Genomic DNA, 15,902 nt, shown 5'->3' on the forward strand with positions numbered 1-15,902 from the left:
ATCCGGACCGAGGAGAAGCGCCGTGCCGTTCACTCTCAGCCACGCGGCTGCCGTACTTCCGGCCGTGCGCCGGACCGGGCGGGCCCGGGGGCCCCTGGTGGCTTCGGCGTTGGTGCTGGGGTCGTTCGCGCCGGATGTCTTCTTCTTCCTGGACTCGTTCGTCGAGGGCGCGATGGCCTACGGCTCCTTCACGCACTCCCTGGCGGGCATCGTCACCGTGGACGCCGTGCTGACCGTCGTCCTCGCCGCCGGCTGGTTGTTGCTGCGCGAGCCGCTGGTCGCGTTGTTGCCCCGGCGCCTGCAGGGCCGCGTCCACGCCTTCGTGCGCGGCGAGCACTGGCGGGGCCGGCGGCCGTCCTCGCTCGCCCTGTGGTTCTACCTCTCGGCGGTGGTTGGTTCCTTGACGCATGTCGGGTGGGACAGCTTCACGCACCCGGACCGCTGGGGCACGAACGCGTTGCCGGTGCTGGGCGAGCCGTTCGCGTTCGGGCTGCCGCTGTACTCCTGGGTCCAGTACGGCACTTCCGCGCTCGCCGCCGGCGTCTTGTGCTGGTTCACGGCGACCGCCCTGCGACGGCTGCCGGACGGGCCCGCTCCGGCGTCGGTGCCGGTGCTGGGGCGCGTGGAGTTCTGGGGCGCGGTCGCGCTGTTCGCCGTGTGCGTGACGGTGGGGGTCACGACGCGGGTGATCCGCTGGTACACGTTCTTCGACCGGATCGACAGCCCGCTGGACATCATTCCGACCGTCTGTTTCGGGGCCGGCGGCGGCCTCGTCGTGGCCCTGCTGCTGTACGGGGTCCTGTTCCGTCTGCGCCACCGCCACCGCCGCGACGGCGACCGCCGGCCGGACCCCGAGGCGCGCACCCCCGTCGGCGCCCGGTAGCCGCACCGTACGGACGAACGCCCGTCCCCTCGCTTCGTCGCGAGGGGGCGGGCGTTCTTCCGAGGTCGTACGCGGGTCAGTGCGCGGCGGACTCCCAGTCGCCGCCGACGCCCACGGACACGTCCAGCGGGGCCCGCAGTTCCACGGCGGCGCCCATCTCGCGGCGCAGCAGTTCCTCGACCCGCTCCGCCTCGCCGGGGGCGATCTCCAGGACGATTTCGTCGTGGACCTGGAGCAGCATCCGCGAGGTGAGGCCCGCCTCGCGGATGGCCTTGTCGACGCGGAGCATCGCGACCTTGACGATGTCGGCGGCGGTGCCCTGGATCGGGGCGTTCAGCGCCATCCGCTCGGCGGCCTCGCGGCGCTGGCGGTTGTCGCTGTTGAGGTCGGGCAGGTAGCGGCGGCGCCCGAACACGGTCGCCGTGTACCCGGTGGCGCGGGCCTCGTCCACCACGCGCTGAAGGTACTCGCGGACCCCGCCGAACCGCTCGAAGAAGGTGTCCATCAGGCCGCGCGCCTCGGCGGGCTCGATGTTCAGCTGCTGGGCGAGACCGAACGCCGACAGCCCGTACGCCAGGCCGTACGACATGGCCTTGATCTTGCGGCGCATCTCCGCGTCGACCTGGGAGCGCTCGACGCCGAACACCTGGGAGGCGACGGTGGTGTGCAGGTCCTCGCCGGTGGCGAACGCCTCGATGAGGCCCGCGTCCTCGGAGAGGTGGGCCATGACGCGCAGTTCGATCTGGCTGTAGTCGGCCGTCATCAGCGACTCGTAGCCCTCGCCGACGACGAAGCCGCGGCGGATGGCCCGGCCCTCGTCGGTGCGCACCGGCACGTTCTGCAGGTTCGGGTCGGTGGAGGACAGGCGGCCGGTCGCGGCGACGGTCTGGCTGAAGCTGGTGTGGACCCGGCCGTCGGCGGCGATCGACTTGACCAGGCCCTCGACGGTGACGCGGAGCTTGGCCTGCTCCCGGTGCCGGAGCATGATCACCGGGAGTTCGTGGTCGGTCTGGCCGGCGAGCCAGGCCAGCGCGTCCGCGTCCGTGGTGTAGCCGGTCTTCGTCTTCTTCGTCTTCGGCAGGTCAAGTTCGCCGAAGAACACTTCCTGGAGCTGCTTGGGCGACCCGAGGTTGAACTCGTGGCCGACCGCCGCGTGCGCCTCCTTCACCGCCTGCTGCACGGCGCCGGCGAACTGCTGCTCCATGCCTTCCAGGTGGTCGCGGTCGGCGGCGATGCCGGCCCGTTCCAGCCGGGCCAGCAGCTCGGAGGTGGGCAGCTCCATGTCGTGGAGCAGTTCCGTCGCCCCGACCTCGTCGAGTTTGACCGTGAGGGCGTCACCGAGGTCGAGGACGGCGCGGGCCTGTCCCATCAGGGCGTCCGCCTCGGCCGTCTCGTCGGCGCCGAAGGCCAGCTGCCCGTCGGCGGCGGCGGGCGCCAGCTCGCGGTGCAGGTACTCGTTGGACAGCACGTCCAGGGCGAAGGACCGCCGGCCCGGCTTGACCAGGTAGGCGGCCAGCGCGGTGTCCATGGTGACCCCGGCCAGCGTCCAGCCGTGCTCGGGGAAGACCCGCATGAGGCCCTTGGCGTTGTGCACGACCTTGGGCTTCTTCGCGTCGGCCGCCCAAGCGGCGAAGGCCTTCTCGTCGGCCTCGTCCAGCTCTGCCGGCTCGAACCAGGCGGCCGCCCCGCCGGCCGCGGCCAGCCCGATCTCGCTGACGTTGCCCTGGCCCAGCGCCCAGCTGTCGACGGTGGACACGCCCAGCGGGCCTTCCCCGTGGCTCTCCAGCCACGGCGCCAGCTCGCCGGTGCCCAGCACGGAGCCGTCCAGTTCCACGGCCGCCGCCGTCGGGGCCGGCGCCTCGTCCTCGGCGGCGCCCGGGTCGACGGCCAGCAGCCGCTCGCGCAGCGAGGCGTTGCGGATCTCCAGTACGTCGAGCACGCCGGTCACCGCGGACCGATCGTAGGGGGCGCGGGCCAGGTCGGCGGGGGTTTTCGCCAGCTCGACGTCCTTGACCATCTCGGTCAGGACCCGGTTGAGCTTGACGGCCTCCAGGTGGTCCCGGAAGTTCTGTCCGGCCTTGCCCTTGACCTCCTCGGCCCGCTCCACCAGCTCGGCGAACGACCCGAACTGGGTGATCCACTTGGCGGCGGTCTTCTCGCCGACGCCCGGGATGCCCGGCAGGTTGTCGGACGGATCACCGCGCAGCGCCGCGAAGTCCGGGTACTGCTGCGGCGTGAGCCCGTACTTCTCCTCGACCTTCTCCGGCGTGAACCGGGTCAGTTCGGAGACGCCCTTGGTCGGGTAGAGCACCGTCGTGTGCTCGGAGACCAACTGGAAGGAGTCGCGGTCACCGGTGACGATCAGGACGTCGAAGCCGAGGGCCTCGGCCTGCGTCGTCAGCGTCGCGATCACGTCGTCGGCCTCGAAGCCGTCGACCGCGAACCGGGGCACCTTCATCGCGTCGAGGAGCTCGCCGATCAGCTCGACCTGCCCCTTGAACTCGTCGGGGGTCTTGGAACGGTTCGCCTTGTACTCGGGGAACTCCGTCGAGCGCCACGTCTTGCGCGACACGTCGAACGCCACCGCGAAGTGCGTGGGCGCCTCGTCGCGCAGCGTGTTCGCCAGCATCGACGCGAAGCCGTAGATGGCATTGGTCGGCTGGCCCGTCGCGGTCGTGAAGTTCTCCGCGGGCAGCGCGAAGAACGCCCGGTACGCCAGGGAGTGCCCGTCCATGAGCATCAGGCGGGGGCGGTCCGCTGCGGACGGCTGGTCGGTCTTCTTCGATGCTGAATCTGCCACGCCCCCGATCCTAGGCGCCCCCGCCGACAATTCCGGCGCCGACGATCGCGCTCCGGCCGCCGCGGCCGCCCGGGGCCGGCCGGATTCGGCCCGTACCGCCCCACCCGGCGCGTGCGCCCCACCCGTCCGCCCCCGGCGCACCCCGCACCGGCACGGCCGGCCCCCGACCGCCCTCCCCCGCCACCGGTACACGTGAAAGGATCGAAACACGCGGTCACCCGTACCGCACCCGTACGCACGCTCGAAGGAGAGCGCCATGGCGACCAAGCCGCCCTCAGGTGACCCGGTACAGGACGCGCCGCAGGTCACGTCGCCGAAGCACGCCGCGGCGGGCCTGCCGGCGATCGGCCACACCCTGAAGGTCGCCCAGGCGCAGATGGGCCTCGCCCGCACCGCCCGCACCCTTCTCAAGGTCAACCAGAAGGACGGCTTCGACTGCCCCGGCTGCGCCTGGCCGGAGGGCGACGAGCGGCACACCGCCGAGTTCTGCGAGAACGGCGCCAAGGCCGTCGCCGAGGAAGCGACCCTGCGCAAGGTCACCCCCGCCTTCTTCGCCGCGCACCCCCTTGCCGACCTCGCCGAACGCTCCGGCTACTGGCTCGGCCAGCAGGGCCGGATCACGGAGCCGATGTACCTGCCCGAAGGCGGCGACCGCTACGAGTCGATCGGCTGGGACCGGGCCTTCGAGATCATCGCGGAGGAACTGAACGCCCTCGGCTCCCCCGACGAGGCCCTCTTCTACACCTCCGGCCGCACCAGCAACGAGGCCGCGTTCCTCTTCCAGCTCTTCGCCCGCGAGTACGGCACCAACAACCTCCCCGACTGCTCCAACATGTGCCACGAGTCCTCGGGCTCGGCACTGAACGAGACCATCGGCATCGGCAAGGGCAGCGTCTCCCTCGAAGACCTCCACCAGGCCGACCTGATCATCGTCGCCGGCCAGAACCCGGGCACCAACCACCCGCGCATGCTCTCCGCCCTGGAGAAGGCCAAGTCCGCCGGCGCGAAGATCATTTCGGTGAACCCGCTGCCCGAAGCCGGCATGGAACGCTTCAAGAACCCGCAGACCCCCATCGGCATGCTCAAGGGCACCGCCCTCAACGACCTTTTCCTGCAGATCCGCATCGGCGGCGACCAAGCCCTCTTCCGCCTCCTCAACAAACTCGTCATCGAGGCCGGCGACGCCACCGACGACACCTTCATCCGCGAACACACCCACGGATACGAGGAGTTCGCCGCCGCCGCCAAGAACACCGACTGGGCCGAAACCCTCACCGCGACCGGACTCACCCGCCCCGAGATCGAACGCGCCCTCACCATGGTCCTCGCCTCCCGGCGCACCATCGTCTGCTGGGCCATGGGCCTCACCCAGCACAAGCACTCCGTCGCCACCATCCGCGAAGTCGTCAACCTGCTCCTGCTGCGCGGCGACATCGGCCGCCCCGGCGCCGGCGTCTGCCCCGTACGCGGCCACTCCAACGTCCAGGGCGACCGCACCATGGGGATCTTCGAACGCCCCGCACCGGCCTTCCTCGACGCCCTCGACCGCGAATTCGGCATCACCTCGCCCCGCGGCCACGGCTTCGACGTCGTCCGCTCCATCGAAGCCCTGCGCGACGGCCGCGCCAAGGTCCTCTTCGCCATGGGCGGCAACTTCGTCGGCGCCACCCCCGACACCCACGTCACCGAGGCCGCGATCCGCCGCGCCTCCCTGACCGTCCACGTGTCCACGAAACTCAACCGCTCCCACGCCGTCACCGGCCGCCGGGCCCTGATCCTGCCCACCCTCGGCCGCACCGACAAGGACGTCCAGGCCTCCGGCAAGCAGTTCGTCACCGTCGAGGACTCCATGGGCATGGTCCACGCCTCCCGCGGCAACCTCACCCCCGCCTCACCCGCGCTGCTCTCCGAACCCGCCATCGTCGCCCGCCTCGCCCGCGCCGTCCTCGGCCGGCGCTCCACCACCCCGTGGGAGGAGTTCGAAGCCGACTACGCCACCATCCGCGACCGGATCGCCCGCGTGATCCCCGGCTTCGAGGACTTCAACACCCGCGTCGCCCACCCCGGCGGCTTCCGACTCCCCCACGCACCCCGCGACGAACGCCGCTTCCCCACCCGCACCGGCAAGGCCAACTTCACCGCCGCCCCCGTCGAATACCCCCACCTGCCGGCGGGCCGCCTCCTGCTCCAGACCCTGCGCAGCCACGACCAGTACAACACCACCATCTACGGCCTCGACGACCGCTACCGCGGCATCACCGGCGGCCGCCGCGTCGTCCTGGTCAACCCCGAGGACGCCGCCGAGCTCGGCCTCGCCGACGGCTCGTACACCGACCTCGTCGGCGAGTGGAAGGACGGCGTCGAACGCCGCGCCCCCGGCTTCCGCGTCGTGCACTACCCCACCGCCCGCGGCTGCGCCGCCGCCTACTACCCCGAGACCAACGTGCTGGTCCCCCTCGACTCCACCGCCGACACCAGCAACACCCCCGCGAGCAAGTCCGTCGTCGTGCGCTTCGAACCGGCCTGATAGAACGATCCAGGACACAGTGGTTAACGATCGTTGACGAACGGAGCCGGCCCATGGACGAGCAGCACAGCGTGAAGTTCCCGCAGGAAGTCCTCGACGAGTACGCGGCCCTGGGCATAGACCTGCCCGCGCTGTTCTCGGCCGGCGACCTCGGCCGCCGGATGGAGATCCGCATCCTGGAAGCCTCCGCCGACCGGGTCGTCGCCACCATGCCGGTCAAGGGCAACACCCAGCCCTACGGACTGCTCCACGGCGGCGCCTCCGCGGTCCTCGCGGAAACCCTCGGCTCCGTCGGCGCCATGATGCACGGCGGCATCACCAAGGTCGCCGTCGGCGTCGACCTCAACTGCACCCACCACCGGGGGGCCCGCTCCGGCATCGTCACCGGCGTCGCCACCCCCGTCCACCGGGGCCGCTCCACCGCCACCTACGAGGTCGTCATCTCCGACGAACAGGACCGCCGGGTGTGCACCGCCCGCCTCACCTGCCTGCTGCGCGACGCCGACCCGGCCGCCACCGGCGCCTGACGCACCGCGCGGGGCCCCCGCCCCGCCGCACTCGCCCTTCACGGGCCCGGAACCGCCCCACCCGGCGACTCCGGGCCCGTTCCCGCACCCGGGGCGGCGCCCGACCCGCCGCGCCCCACCGGGCGCCGCGCACCCGCCCGCGCGAGGTTCCGGACCCGCGGGGCCCGCCAACCGCCCGGAATCCGCCACTCCGCGCGGCGGAGGACCACGGCTGTTGTGTCACCGATGGTGACCGCCTACCGTCCCCCCATGGGGACCCAGCCGTGCGCCGCGATCCGGTACGGCACCGCGGCCCTGCTGACGGCGCTCGCCCTGACCGGATGCGCCGGCTCCACCCCGCCCTCCGCACCACCGACGGCCACGGCCACCACACCCGGACCCGACCCCTCCACGCCCGCACAGGTCTGCGTCAGCCTGGTGTCCTACTGGGCGAAGGAGACCCTCAAGGGCAGCAAGTGGTCCGGTCTGGACTGGGAACAGAAGGGCCTGTCCAACCAGCAGTACGAGATCCACGAGGAAGCCGTCGCCGCAGGCCGCTCCGAGGAACGAACAGCCGGGCGGGACAAGGCACTTGAGCTGATCGACCGACTCGTGGCGCAGCGCTGCGCCGAACGGGACGGGGCCACGGGCAGCTCCGAGGAGCGGAAACCCCCGGCGTGACGCGGGTCACCGGAATCCGCGCGCGCTGTCCGGCTTCCGGGCACGTGCCCCCGTACGAGCGAACCGCAGGTCGCAGGCTTCGCGGGGCCTTCCCGCGGTGCGGACCAAGATCAATGGCGCCGAAGTGGATCACGCGGGTTCGTCACGCTGCGTATTACCCACGCCATACGGAATCCCCCTTTTCCCCCCAAGCAAAGCGACCCCCCGGATTCTTTCGGACACTCCCTGCCACAATCGACCGAAATTGATCAGAGACAGGAGCATGGAGGCCTCAAGCCCCTTAGGCCGACAGGTATTTCTCAGCATGTGGTCATTCTCAGGCGTTGCTTAACGCCCGATCTGTCCACACTCCCACCACGCATTCTTGCCCTTGGCATAACAAGAGCGTCACATCCTCCTTTCCCGGCTCCCCGTGCTCGCCACCTCGGGCCTAGAGTCACGGCCAGTCACCGCGCCGCCGGGCGCGAATCAGCACGGCCGTGTACCTCCCAGTGCGGCCCCGCGACCTCACGGCACCTCGACAAGAGGGCGCCGCGCCAGGGAAAGGAAGAATCGTGCGACACCGTTCTTTGCTCGTCCTCACCACCGTGATCACCACGGGAGCACTGACCCTCACCGCTTGCGGATCGCGCGACGGAGGCTCCACCGACAACAACGCCGACGGCAAGAAGACCGTCGTCGTCATCGGCGTGGACGCCCCCCTCACCGGCTCCCTCTCGGCGCTCGGCCAGGGCATCAAGAACTCGGTCGACCTCGCGGCCAAGACGGCCAACAAGAACAACGAGGTCCCCGGCATCGAGTTCAAGGTCGAGGCCCTCGACGACCAGGCCGTCCCCGCCTCCGGCCAGGCGAACGCCACCAAGCTCGTCGGCAACAAGGACGTCCTCGGCGTCGTCGGCCCCCTGAACTCGGGCGTCGCCCAGCAGATGCAGGGCGTCTTCGCCTCCGCCAACCTGGCGCAGGTCTCCCCCGCCAACACCAACCCCGCGCTCAGCCAGGGCGACAACTGGGGCAAGGGCGAGTACAAGCGCCCCTTCAAGACCTACTTCCGCACCGCCGCCACCGACGTGGTCCAGGGCAAGTTCGCCGCCCAGTACCTCTTCAAGGACGCCGGCAAGAAGAAGGTCTTCGTCGTCGACGACAAGCAGACCTACGGCGCCGGCCTCGCCGCGATCTTCTCCGACGAGTTCAAGAAGCTCGGCGGCGAGGTCGTCGGCACCGACCACGTCACCGTGAAGGAGACCGACTTCTCCTCCACCGCCGACAAGGTCAAGTCCTCCGGCGCCGACTCCGTCTACTTCGGCGGCCAGTACCCCGAGGGCGGCCTCCTCGCCGACCAGATCAAGAAGACCGGCGCCCAGATCCCCACCATGGGCGGCGACGGCATCCAGGACCCCGCCTTCATCTCCGCCTCCGGTGAGGCCAACGAGGGCGACCTCTCCACCTCCATCGGCTACCCGGTCGAGAAGCTCCCCACCGCCAAGACCTTCATCGCCGACTACCAGGCAGCCGGCTACAAGGACCCCTACGCGGCCTACGGCGGCTACTCCTACGACGCCGGCTGGTCCGTCGTCCAGGCCGTCAAGGCCGTCGTCGCCGCCAACGGCGGCAAGCTCCCGACCGACGCCCGCGCCAAGGTCGTCGAGGCCCTCGGCAAGGTCTCCTTCGAGGGTGTGACCGGCAAGGTCGCCTTCGACGAGAACGGCGACACCACCAACAAGCAGCTCACGGTCTACAAGGTCGAGGGCGGCAAGTGGGTCGACGTCAAGAGCGACACGTTCAACCAGTAAGCCCCTAGCCCCACCCCGCACCACCCGCACCACCTGAACCACACCCACCGCGCGAGGGCGCAAACAGCGCCCTCGCGCGGAGTCTTATCCGACACGCTCATCGGAGGCCCTGCGGTGCACGAACTGCCGCAACAGCTGGCCAACGGCCTGGCCCTCGGTGCCCTCTATGGCCTCATCGCCATCGGGTACACCATGGTCTACGGCATCGTCCAGCTCATCAACTTCGCCCACGGCGAAATCTTCATGATCGGCGGCTTCGGCGCCCTCACCGCCTACGCCATCCTCCCGACCGGCACCTCCCTGCTGATCGCGATACCCGTCATGATCATCGGAGGCTCCCTCGTCTCCGTCCTCGTCGCCATGGGAGCCGAACGCTTCGCATACCGTCCCCTGCGCAGCGCACCCCGGCTCGCACCCCTCATCACCGCAATCGGCCTCTCGATCGCGCTGCAACAGCTCGTCTGGCAGTTCTACCCGGACGCCAAGAAGGCAGTCAGCTTCCCCGAGTTCAAGGGCGAAGCCTTCAAGCTCACCGACAGCCTCTCCATCCAGCGCGCCGACGCGTTCGTCCTCATCCTCGCCCCCCTCTGCATGCTCGCCCTCGGCGTCTTCGTCTCGAAGAGCCGCAGCGGCCGCGCCATGCAGGCCACCGCGCAGGACCCCGACACCGCCAAGCTGATGGGCATCAACACCGACCGCATCATCGTCATGGCCTTCGCCATCGGTGCCGCGTTCGCCGCCGTCGCCGCCGTCGCCTACGGCCTCGACAAGGGCCAGATCAACTTCGAAATGGGCTTCATCCTCGGCCTCAAGGCGTTCACCGCAGCCGTCCTCGGCGGCATCGGAAACATCTACGGAGCCATGGTCGGCGGCGTCGTCCTCGGCCTCGCCGAAGCCCTCTCGATCGCCTACATCGAAGAAATCCCCGGCATGCAGCAGCTCGGCGGTGGAGCCTGGTCCAACGTCTGGGCGTTCGTACTCCTCATCGTCGTCCTCCTCGTGCGGCCACAAGGCCTGCTCGGCGAGCGCGTCGCGGATCGGGCGTGAGAACCATGACCACCAACACCACCCCCGCGACCGACACGGTCAAGCAGGGCCCCCGACCCACCGCACTGCTCTACGCGGTCATCGGCGGAAGCCTCCTCACCGTCGTCAGCGCCTTCCTCGCCTGGACCTGGACCGCCGACTTCCCCGGCGACCTCACCTACTACGGCAGCCCGGCACCCATCCAGTTCCTGAGCGTCGCCGGCGCCCTCCTCACCCTCGCCCACGCCCTCTCCGGCCTCGGCGTCAAGGGCTTCCGCTGGCTCACCCCCACCGGCACCCGCAAGCCCGTGTGGATCCTCGCGCTCGGCACCCTCGCCGGCACCTGGTTCACCGTCCTCGCCATCGCCTGGGTCCTCGGCGGCTTCGCCCACCTGGAACCCGGCGCCTACGTCGCCCTCGTCGGCTCGCTCATCCCGGCACTCGCCGCGTACAAGCTCCCCGACGACAGCCACAAGGCCGCCCCCGCGAAGAAGCTGCCCTCCTGGGCCGAGATCGTCATCATCGCGGCAGCCTTCGCCATCGGCCTCTTCGTCGTCACCTTCGGCATCGACACCGACGACAAGGAGCCCCAGCTCTTCGTCACCTACCTGATCATCGTCGGCTTCGCGGCCACCGCCCTGCTCAAGTCGGGCCTCTTCGACCGGCTCGGCACCCTCACCGCGAACAACCGCCAGGTCACCCTGATCGCCACCGCCGCAGCGGCGATCACCTTCCCGTTCATCCAGCAGAGCGGCGACACCTACACCCTCATCGCGGTCAACATCCTGATCTTCGCGACCGTCGCCCTCGGCCTCAACGTCGTCGTCGGCCTCGCAGGACTCCTCGACCTCGGATACGTCGCCTTCCTCGGCGTCGGCGCCTACGCCGCCGCCCTGGTCTCCGGCAGCACCGCCTCCGCCTTCGGCATCCACCTCCCCTTCTGGGCAGCGGTCATCGTCGGCGCCCTCGCCTCCCTCATCTTCGGCGTGGTCATCGGAGCACCCACCCTCCGCCTGCGCGGCGACTACCTCGCCATCGTCACCCTCGGCTTCGGAGAAATCTTCCGCATCGCCATGGGCAACCTCGACGGCACCTCCGGCCCGGACATCACCAACGGACCGAACGGCATCCCCAACATCCCCCACCTCGAAATCCTCGGGTGGAACTTCGGGGAATCCCACGACGTCGGCGGCATCATCCTCGGCGCCTACGCCAACTACTACTTCCTGATGCTGCTCGTCATGGCCCTCGTCATCGTGGTCTTCGCCCGCGCCGGCAACAGCCGCATCGGCCGCGCCTGGGTCGCCATCCGCGAGGACGAGACCGCCGCCGAAGCCATGGGCATCAACGGCTTCAAGGTCAAGCTCATCGCCTTCGCCCTCGGCGCCACCCTCGCCGGCCTCGCAGGCACCGTCCAGGCACACGTCAACAGCACCGTCGTCCCCGAGAACTACGTATTCGCCGGACCCGTCCCGCCGAACTCCGCGTTCCTCCTCGCCGCCGTCATCCTCGGCGGAATGGGCACCATCCGCGGCCCCATCCTCGGCGCCGCACTGCTCTTCCTCATCCCCGCGAAACTGGCCTTCCTCCAGGACTACCAGCTCCTCGCGTTCGGCATCGCCCTCATCCTGCTCATGCGCTTCCGCCCCGAAGGCCTCATCGCCAACAAGCGCGCGCAGCTCGAGTACCACGACGACACCGCTGGCCAGGCCCCCACGGACCTCGCCACCGCCAAGGCGGGTGCATAAGCCATGACGACCACCGCCACCACCGACACCACCACCAAGGCCACCGTCCTCGAAGCCAGCGGCGTCACCATGCGCTTCGGCGGCCTCACCGCCGTCAAGGGCGTCGACCTCAAAGTCAACGCGGGCGAGATCGTCGGCCTCATCGGCCCCAACGGCGCCGGCAAGACCACCTTCTTCAACTGCCTCACCGGGCTGTACGTCCCCACCGAGGGAACCGTCAGCTACAAGGGCACCGTCCTGCCGCCCACACCCCACAAGGTCACCGCAGCAGGCGTCGCCCGCACCTTCCAGAACATCCGGCTCTTCCACAACATGACCGTGCTGGAAAACGTCCTCGTCGGACGCCACACCCGCACCAAGGAAGGCCTCTGGTCCGCCCTCCTGCGCGGCCCCGGCTTCAAGAAGGCCGAAGCCGCGAGCGAAGTGCGGGCCATGGAACTCCTGGAGTTCATCGGCCTCCAGCACAAGGCCCAACACCTCGCGAAGAACCTCCCGTACGGCGAACAGCGCAAGCTCGAAATCGCCCGCGCCCTCGCCAGCGACCCGGGCCTCATCCTGCTCGACGAGCCCACCGCCGGCATGAACCCGCAGGAAACCCGCGCCGCCGAAGAACTCATCTTCGCCATCCGCGACATGGGCATCGCCGTCCTCGTCATCGAGCACGACATGCGCTTCATCTTCAACCTCTGCGACCGCGTCGCCTGCCTCGTCCAGGGCGAGAAGCTCATCGAGGGCACCGCGGCCGAAGTCCAGGGAGACGAGCGCGTCATCGCCGCCTACCTCGGCACCCCCTTCGAAGGCGCCCCCGGCGCCGAGGAGGACGCCGAGGTCCAGGCCGCCGAGGTCCAGGCCGCCGAAGCCCACGCCGAAGCAGCCACGGCCACCCCGGCACCCACCGCCACCCCGACCACCGAGGTCGAGACCCCGGCGAAGACCGTCACCGCGACCCCCGCCCCGGCGGAGACCCCGCAGGCCCCCGAAACCGTGGCAACCCCCACGGCTCCCGCAGCGGACTCGGACGCCGACACCACCCCGGCCCCGACCGCGACCACGGACACGGACGGCACCACCGGCACCACCAGCACCACCAGCACGGAAGGAGAGACCAAGTGACCCCGCTCCTCAAGGTCCAGGACCTCAAGGTCGCCTACGGCAAGATCGAAGCCGTCAAGGGAATCTCCTTCGAAGTCAACCAGGGCGAAATCGTCTGCCTCGTCGGCACCAACGGCGCCGGCAAGACCACCACCCTCCGCACCCTCTCCGGGCTCCTCAAGCCCACCAGCGGCAGCATCGTCTTCGACGGCCAACCCCTGGCCAACGTCCCCGCCCACAAGATCGTCGCCATGAAGCTGGCCCACTCCCCCGAGGGACGCCACATCTTCCCCCGGCTGACGATCACCGAAAACCTCCAACTCGGCGCCTTCCTGCGCACCGACAAAGAGGGCATCGAGAAGGACATCCAGCGCGCCTACGACCTCTTCCCCATCCTGGGAGAGCGCCGCAAGCAGGCCGCCGGCACCCTCTCGGGCGGCGAACAACAGATGCTCGCCATGGGACGCGCCCTCATGTGCCAGCCCAAGCTGCTCATGCTGGACGAGCCCTCCATGGGCCTGTCCCCGCTCATGATGCAGAAGATCATGGCCACCATCGCCGAACTCAAGGCCACCGGGACCACCATCCTGCTGGTCGAGCAGAACGCCCAGGCGGCCCTCTCGCTGGCCGACCAGGCACACGTGATGGAGATCGGCAAGATCGTGCTCTCGGGCACCGGCCAGGAGCTCCTGCACAACGAGGACGTCCGCAAGGCGTACCTCGGCGAGGACTGACCGCACCCGTACCCGCACCAACGCCGTGAGGCCCGTCTCCCCCCGGGGGAGACGGGCCTCACGGCCTATCCGGACCGATCGCCTACTTGGCCGCGTTCTGCTGCTGCTTCTTCTCCTCGGCGTCCTCGATGACCGCCTCCGCGACCTGCTGCATGGACATGCGACGGTCCATGGAGGTCTTCTGGATCCACCGGAAGGCCGCCGGCTCGGACAGCCCGTACTGGGTCTGCAGGATGCTCTTGGCCCGGTCCACCAGCTTGCGGGTCTCCAGACGCAGCGAGAGGTCGGCGACCTCCTTCTCCAGCGCCTTCAGCTCCGCGAACCGGGACACGGCCATCTCGATGGCCGGCACCACGTCGCTCTTGCTGAACGGCTTCACGAGGTACGCCATGGCACCGGCGTCACGGGCCCGCTCGACCAGGTCGCGCTGCGAGAACGCGGTCAGCATGAGCACCGGGGCGATGGACTCCGCCGCGATCTGCTCGGCGGCGGAGATGCCGTCCAGGACGGGCATCTTCACGTCCAGGATGACGAGGTCCGGGCGGTGCTCGCGGGCCAGCTCGACGGCCTTCTGGCCGTCCCCGGCCTCACCGACGACGGAGTAGCCCTCCTCCTCCAGCATTTCCTTCAGGTCGAGACGGATGAGCGCCTCGTCCTCGGCGATGACGACGCGCGTCGTCAGCGGCGGAACGTGCGACTGGTCGGCGTCGGGCGTGGGCGTCGACTCGTGCTCGGCGGTCACGGGGGGCTCCTCTTTGCGGGGCATAACAGCTCCCCCGAGCCTACCGAGCTCCTGTATGGTGGTGGCACGCAGGGTTCCCGTAGCCCTTCGTTTCTTAGGCCCCAGTACTCCAACTGGTTAGAGAGGCCGCTCTCAAACAGCGGACAGTGTGGGTTCGAATCCCACCTGGGGCACTTTTCCTTTATTTCGAAGGTCACGCGAAAACGCGTGACCTTCACTCGTTTCAGCGAAGTGCGCAGTAATGCACAGCATGAGCGAATCGCACGTAGCAGCGTCGAGCTCATGTACGACATCAACACGCGCCGGCACGCTCTCGGGCTACTCACCGAGGGGCGCAGCATGAACTCGGTCAGCCGGGAGACCGGGATATCCCGAGCAGCGATCCGCGCCTGGCAGATTCGGCTGGAGCCACTTCCTCACCTGAACCAGTGGGCCCCTTGCGATGGACGGCCTGCCGACCCAACGGCCTACGCCTACCTCCTCGGCCTCTACCTCGGCGATGGTTGCATCAGCGCCCATCCCCGAGGTGGCCACCTCCTGCGCATCGCGTGTGCCGACGCCTGGCCAGGACTGATCGAAGAGTGCCGAGCGGCCATCCGGGCGGTGCGGCCGTCCGACAAGGCCTACGTATTGCAGCGCCAAGGCTGTGTGAACGTCACCAGCTACGGGTGGCACTGGACGTGCCTGTTCCCGCAGCACGGGCCGGGGAAGAAGCACAAGCGGCGGATCGTGCTCGAAGCGTGGCAGCAGGAGATCGTGGACGCGCATCCGTGGGAGTTCGTCCGGGGGTTGATCCACTCCGACGGCTGCCGGGTCATGAACTGGACCACCCGCACCGTCGGTGGGGTCACCAAGCGGTACGAGTACCCCCGGTACTTCTTCACCAACAAGTCGGACGACATCCGGAAGCTCTGCACCGACACCCTTACCAAGGTCGGTGTCGAGTGGACCGTTCTGGCTAGGGGCGGTGACCCCTTCAACGTGTCCGTCGCCCGCAAGGCGTCCGTCGCTCTCATGGACGCCCATGTCGGGGCGAAGCACTGACCCCCGGCCCCGGTGCGGGGGGCCGCGCGTAGGGTGCGTGAGGGATTCGGCACCGTGAGAAGGGGACTCCGTGATGAGCGAGAAGGCTCGCAAGCTGTTCGAGGCGTTGGATTTGAACCACGACGGGGAGCTGACCCGGGTGGAGGTGATCAGCGCGTTGCGGTCGCAGGGGCCGACGTTGGCGGCGCGGGGGGATCTGCCGTTCTGGGCTGTGGGTGATGCGAACGCGTCGTCGGCGTTGTTCGACGAGGCGGATCAGAACGGGGACGCGGTGTTGTCGTTCGAGGAGTTCGCGCGGGTGGTGGACCGGCGGTTCGGTTGGTAGGTGG

General features: G+C 69.4%; 13 protein-coding genes and 1 tRNA gene. 12 read left to right on the forward strand and 2 right to left on the reverse strand.

Features of this window, described 5'->3' with window-relative positions; genetic code table 11:
• Positions 1-22: 22 nt before the first annotated feature.
• Positions 23-883, forward strand: a complete 861-nt coding sequence (locus tag AB0D46_RS19000; RefSeq protein WP_362878757.1) for a DUF4184 family protein — start codon at positions 23-25, stop codon at positions 881-883.
• Positions 884-959: 76 nt separating this feature from the next.
• Here the strand turns inward: AB0D46_RS19000 and polA are convergent, their stop codons facing one another.
• Positions 960-3,683, reverse strand: a complete 2,724-nt coding sequence (polA, locus tag AB0D46_RS19005; RefSeq protein WP_362878758.1) for a DNA polymerase I — start codon at positions 3,681-3,683, stop codon at positions 960-962.
• A 256-nt stretch (positions 3,684-3,939) separates the two neighbouring features.
• Here polA and AB0D46_RS19010 point away from each other — a divergent pair, with 256 nt between their 5' ends.
• The 8 genes from AB0D46_RS19010 to AB0D46_RS19045 all read left to right on the forward strand — a co-directional run bounded on the left by AB0D46_RS19010 (position 3,940) and on the right by AB0D46_RS19045 (position 13,787).
• Positions 3,940-6,210 carry an FdhF/YdeP family oxidoreductase gene (locus AB0D46_RS19010; RefSeq protein ID WP_362878760.1) on the forward strand — a complete coding sequence of 757 codons (2,271 nt, stop codon included), beginning with the start codon at positions 3,940-3,942 and terminating at the stop codon, positions 6,208-6,210.
• 53 nt (positions 6,211-6,263) lie between these two features.
• Complete coding sequence (locus tag AB0D46_RS19015; protein WP_362878762.1) at positions 6,264-6,737, forward strand: hotdog fold thioesterase; 474 nt, start codon at positions 6,264-6,266, stop codon at positions 6,735-6,737.
• 249 nt (positions 6,738-6,986) lie between these two features.
• The gene (locus AB0D46_RS19020; RefSeq protein WP_362878763.1) at positions 6,987-7,397 is read left to right on the forward strand and encodes a hypothetical protein; all 411 of its coding nucleotides are present in this window, start codon (positions 6,987-6,989) and stop codon (positions 7,395-7,397) included.
• Between the two features lie 554 nt (positions 7,398-7,951).
• The gene (locus AB0D46_RS19025) at positions 7,952-9,187 is read left to right on the forward strand and encodes a branched-chain amino acid ABC transporter substrate-binding protein (protein ID WP_362878765.1); all 1,236 of its coding nucleotides are present in this window, start codon (positions 7,952-7,954) and stop codon (positions 9,185-9,187) included.
• A 114-nt stretch (positions 9,188-9,301) separates the two neighbouring features.
• Complete coding sequence (locus AB0D46_RS19030) at positions 9,302-10,234, forward strand: branched-chain amino acid ABC transporter permease (protein WP_362878767.1); 933 nt, start codon at positions 9,302-9,304, stop codon at positions 10,232-10,234.
• Between the two features lie 5 nt (positions 10,235-10,239).
• Positions 10,240-11,961 (forward strand): branched-chain amino acid ABC transporter permease, encoded by a 1,722-nt coding sequence (locus AB0D46_RS19035; RefSeq protein ID WP_362878827.1) that lies wholly within the window; start codon positions 10,240-10,242, stop codon positions 11,959-11,961.
• Between the two features lie 3 nt (positions 11,962-11,964).
• Entirely contained in the window at positions 11,965-13,074 is a 1,110-nt protein-coding gene (locus AB0D46_RS19040) for an ABC transporter ATP-binding protein (protein ID WP_362878768.1), read from the forward strand.
• Positions 13,071-13,787 carry an ABC transporter ATP-binding protein gene (locus AB0D46_RS19045; protein WP_362878770.1) on the forward strand — a complete coding sequence of 239 codons (717 nt, stop codon included), beginning with the start codon at positions 13,071-13,073 and terminating at the stop codon, positions 13,785-13,787. Before AB0D46_RS19040 ends, AB0D46_RS19045 begins: the two co-directional genes overlap by 4 nt.
• 82 nt (positions 13,788-13,869) lie before the next feature.
• Here the strand turns inward: AB0D46_RS19045 and AB0D46_RS19050 are convergent, their stop codons facing one another.
• Complete coding sequence (locus tag AB0D46_RS19050) at positions 13,870-14,553, reverse strand: response regulator (protein WP_362878772.1); 684 nt, start codon at positions 14,551-14,553, stop codon at positions 13,870-13,872.
• Between the two features lie 74 nt (positions 14,554-14,627).
• Between AB0D46_RS19050 and AB0D46_RS19055 the strand changes: the two genes are divergently transcribed.
• From AB0D46_RS19055 to AB0D46_RS19065, 3 genes are all read left to right on the forward strand, one after another.
• Positions 14,628-14,702: transfer RNA gene (locus tag AB0D46_RS19055), tRNA-Leu, on the forward strand.
• 109 nt (positions 14,703-14,811) lie between these two features.
• Positions 14,812-15,573: a transcriptional regulator gene (locus tag AB0D46_RS19060; RefSeq protein ID WP_362878773.1), complete on the forward strand. Its 762-nt coding sequence runs from the start codon at positions 14,812-14,814 to the stop codon at positions 15,571-15,573.
• 73 nt (positions 15,574-15,646) lie between these two features.
• A complete protein-coding gene (locus AB0D46_RS19065; RefSeq protein WP_362878775.1) occupies positions 15,647-15,898 on the forward strand; it encodes an EF-hand domain-containing protein in 252 nt (83 codons plus the stop codon).
• Positions 15,899-15,902 lie beyond the last annotated feature (4 nt).

This window comes from Streptomyces sp. NPDC048383, assembly GCF_040651775.1.
In the GTDB taxonomy this organism is placed as follows: domain Bacteria; phylum Actinomycetota; class Actinomycetes; order Streptomycetales; family Streptomycetaceae; genus Streptomyces.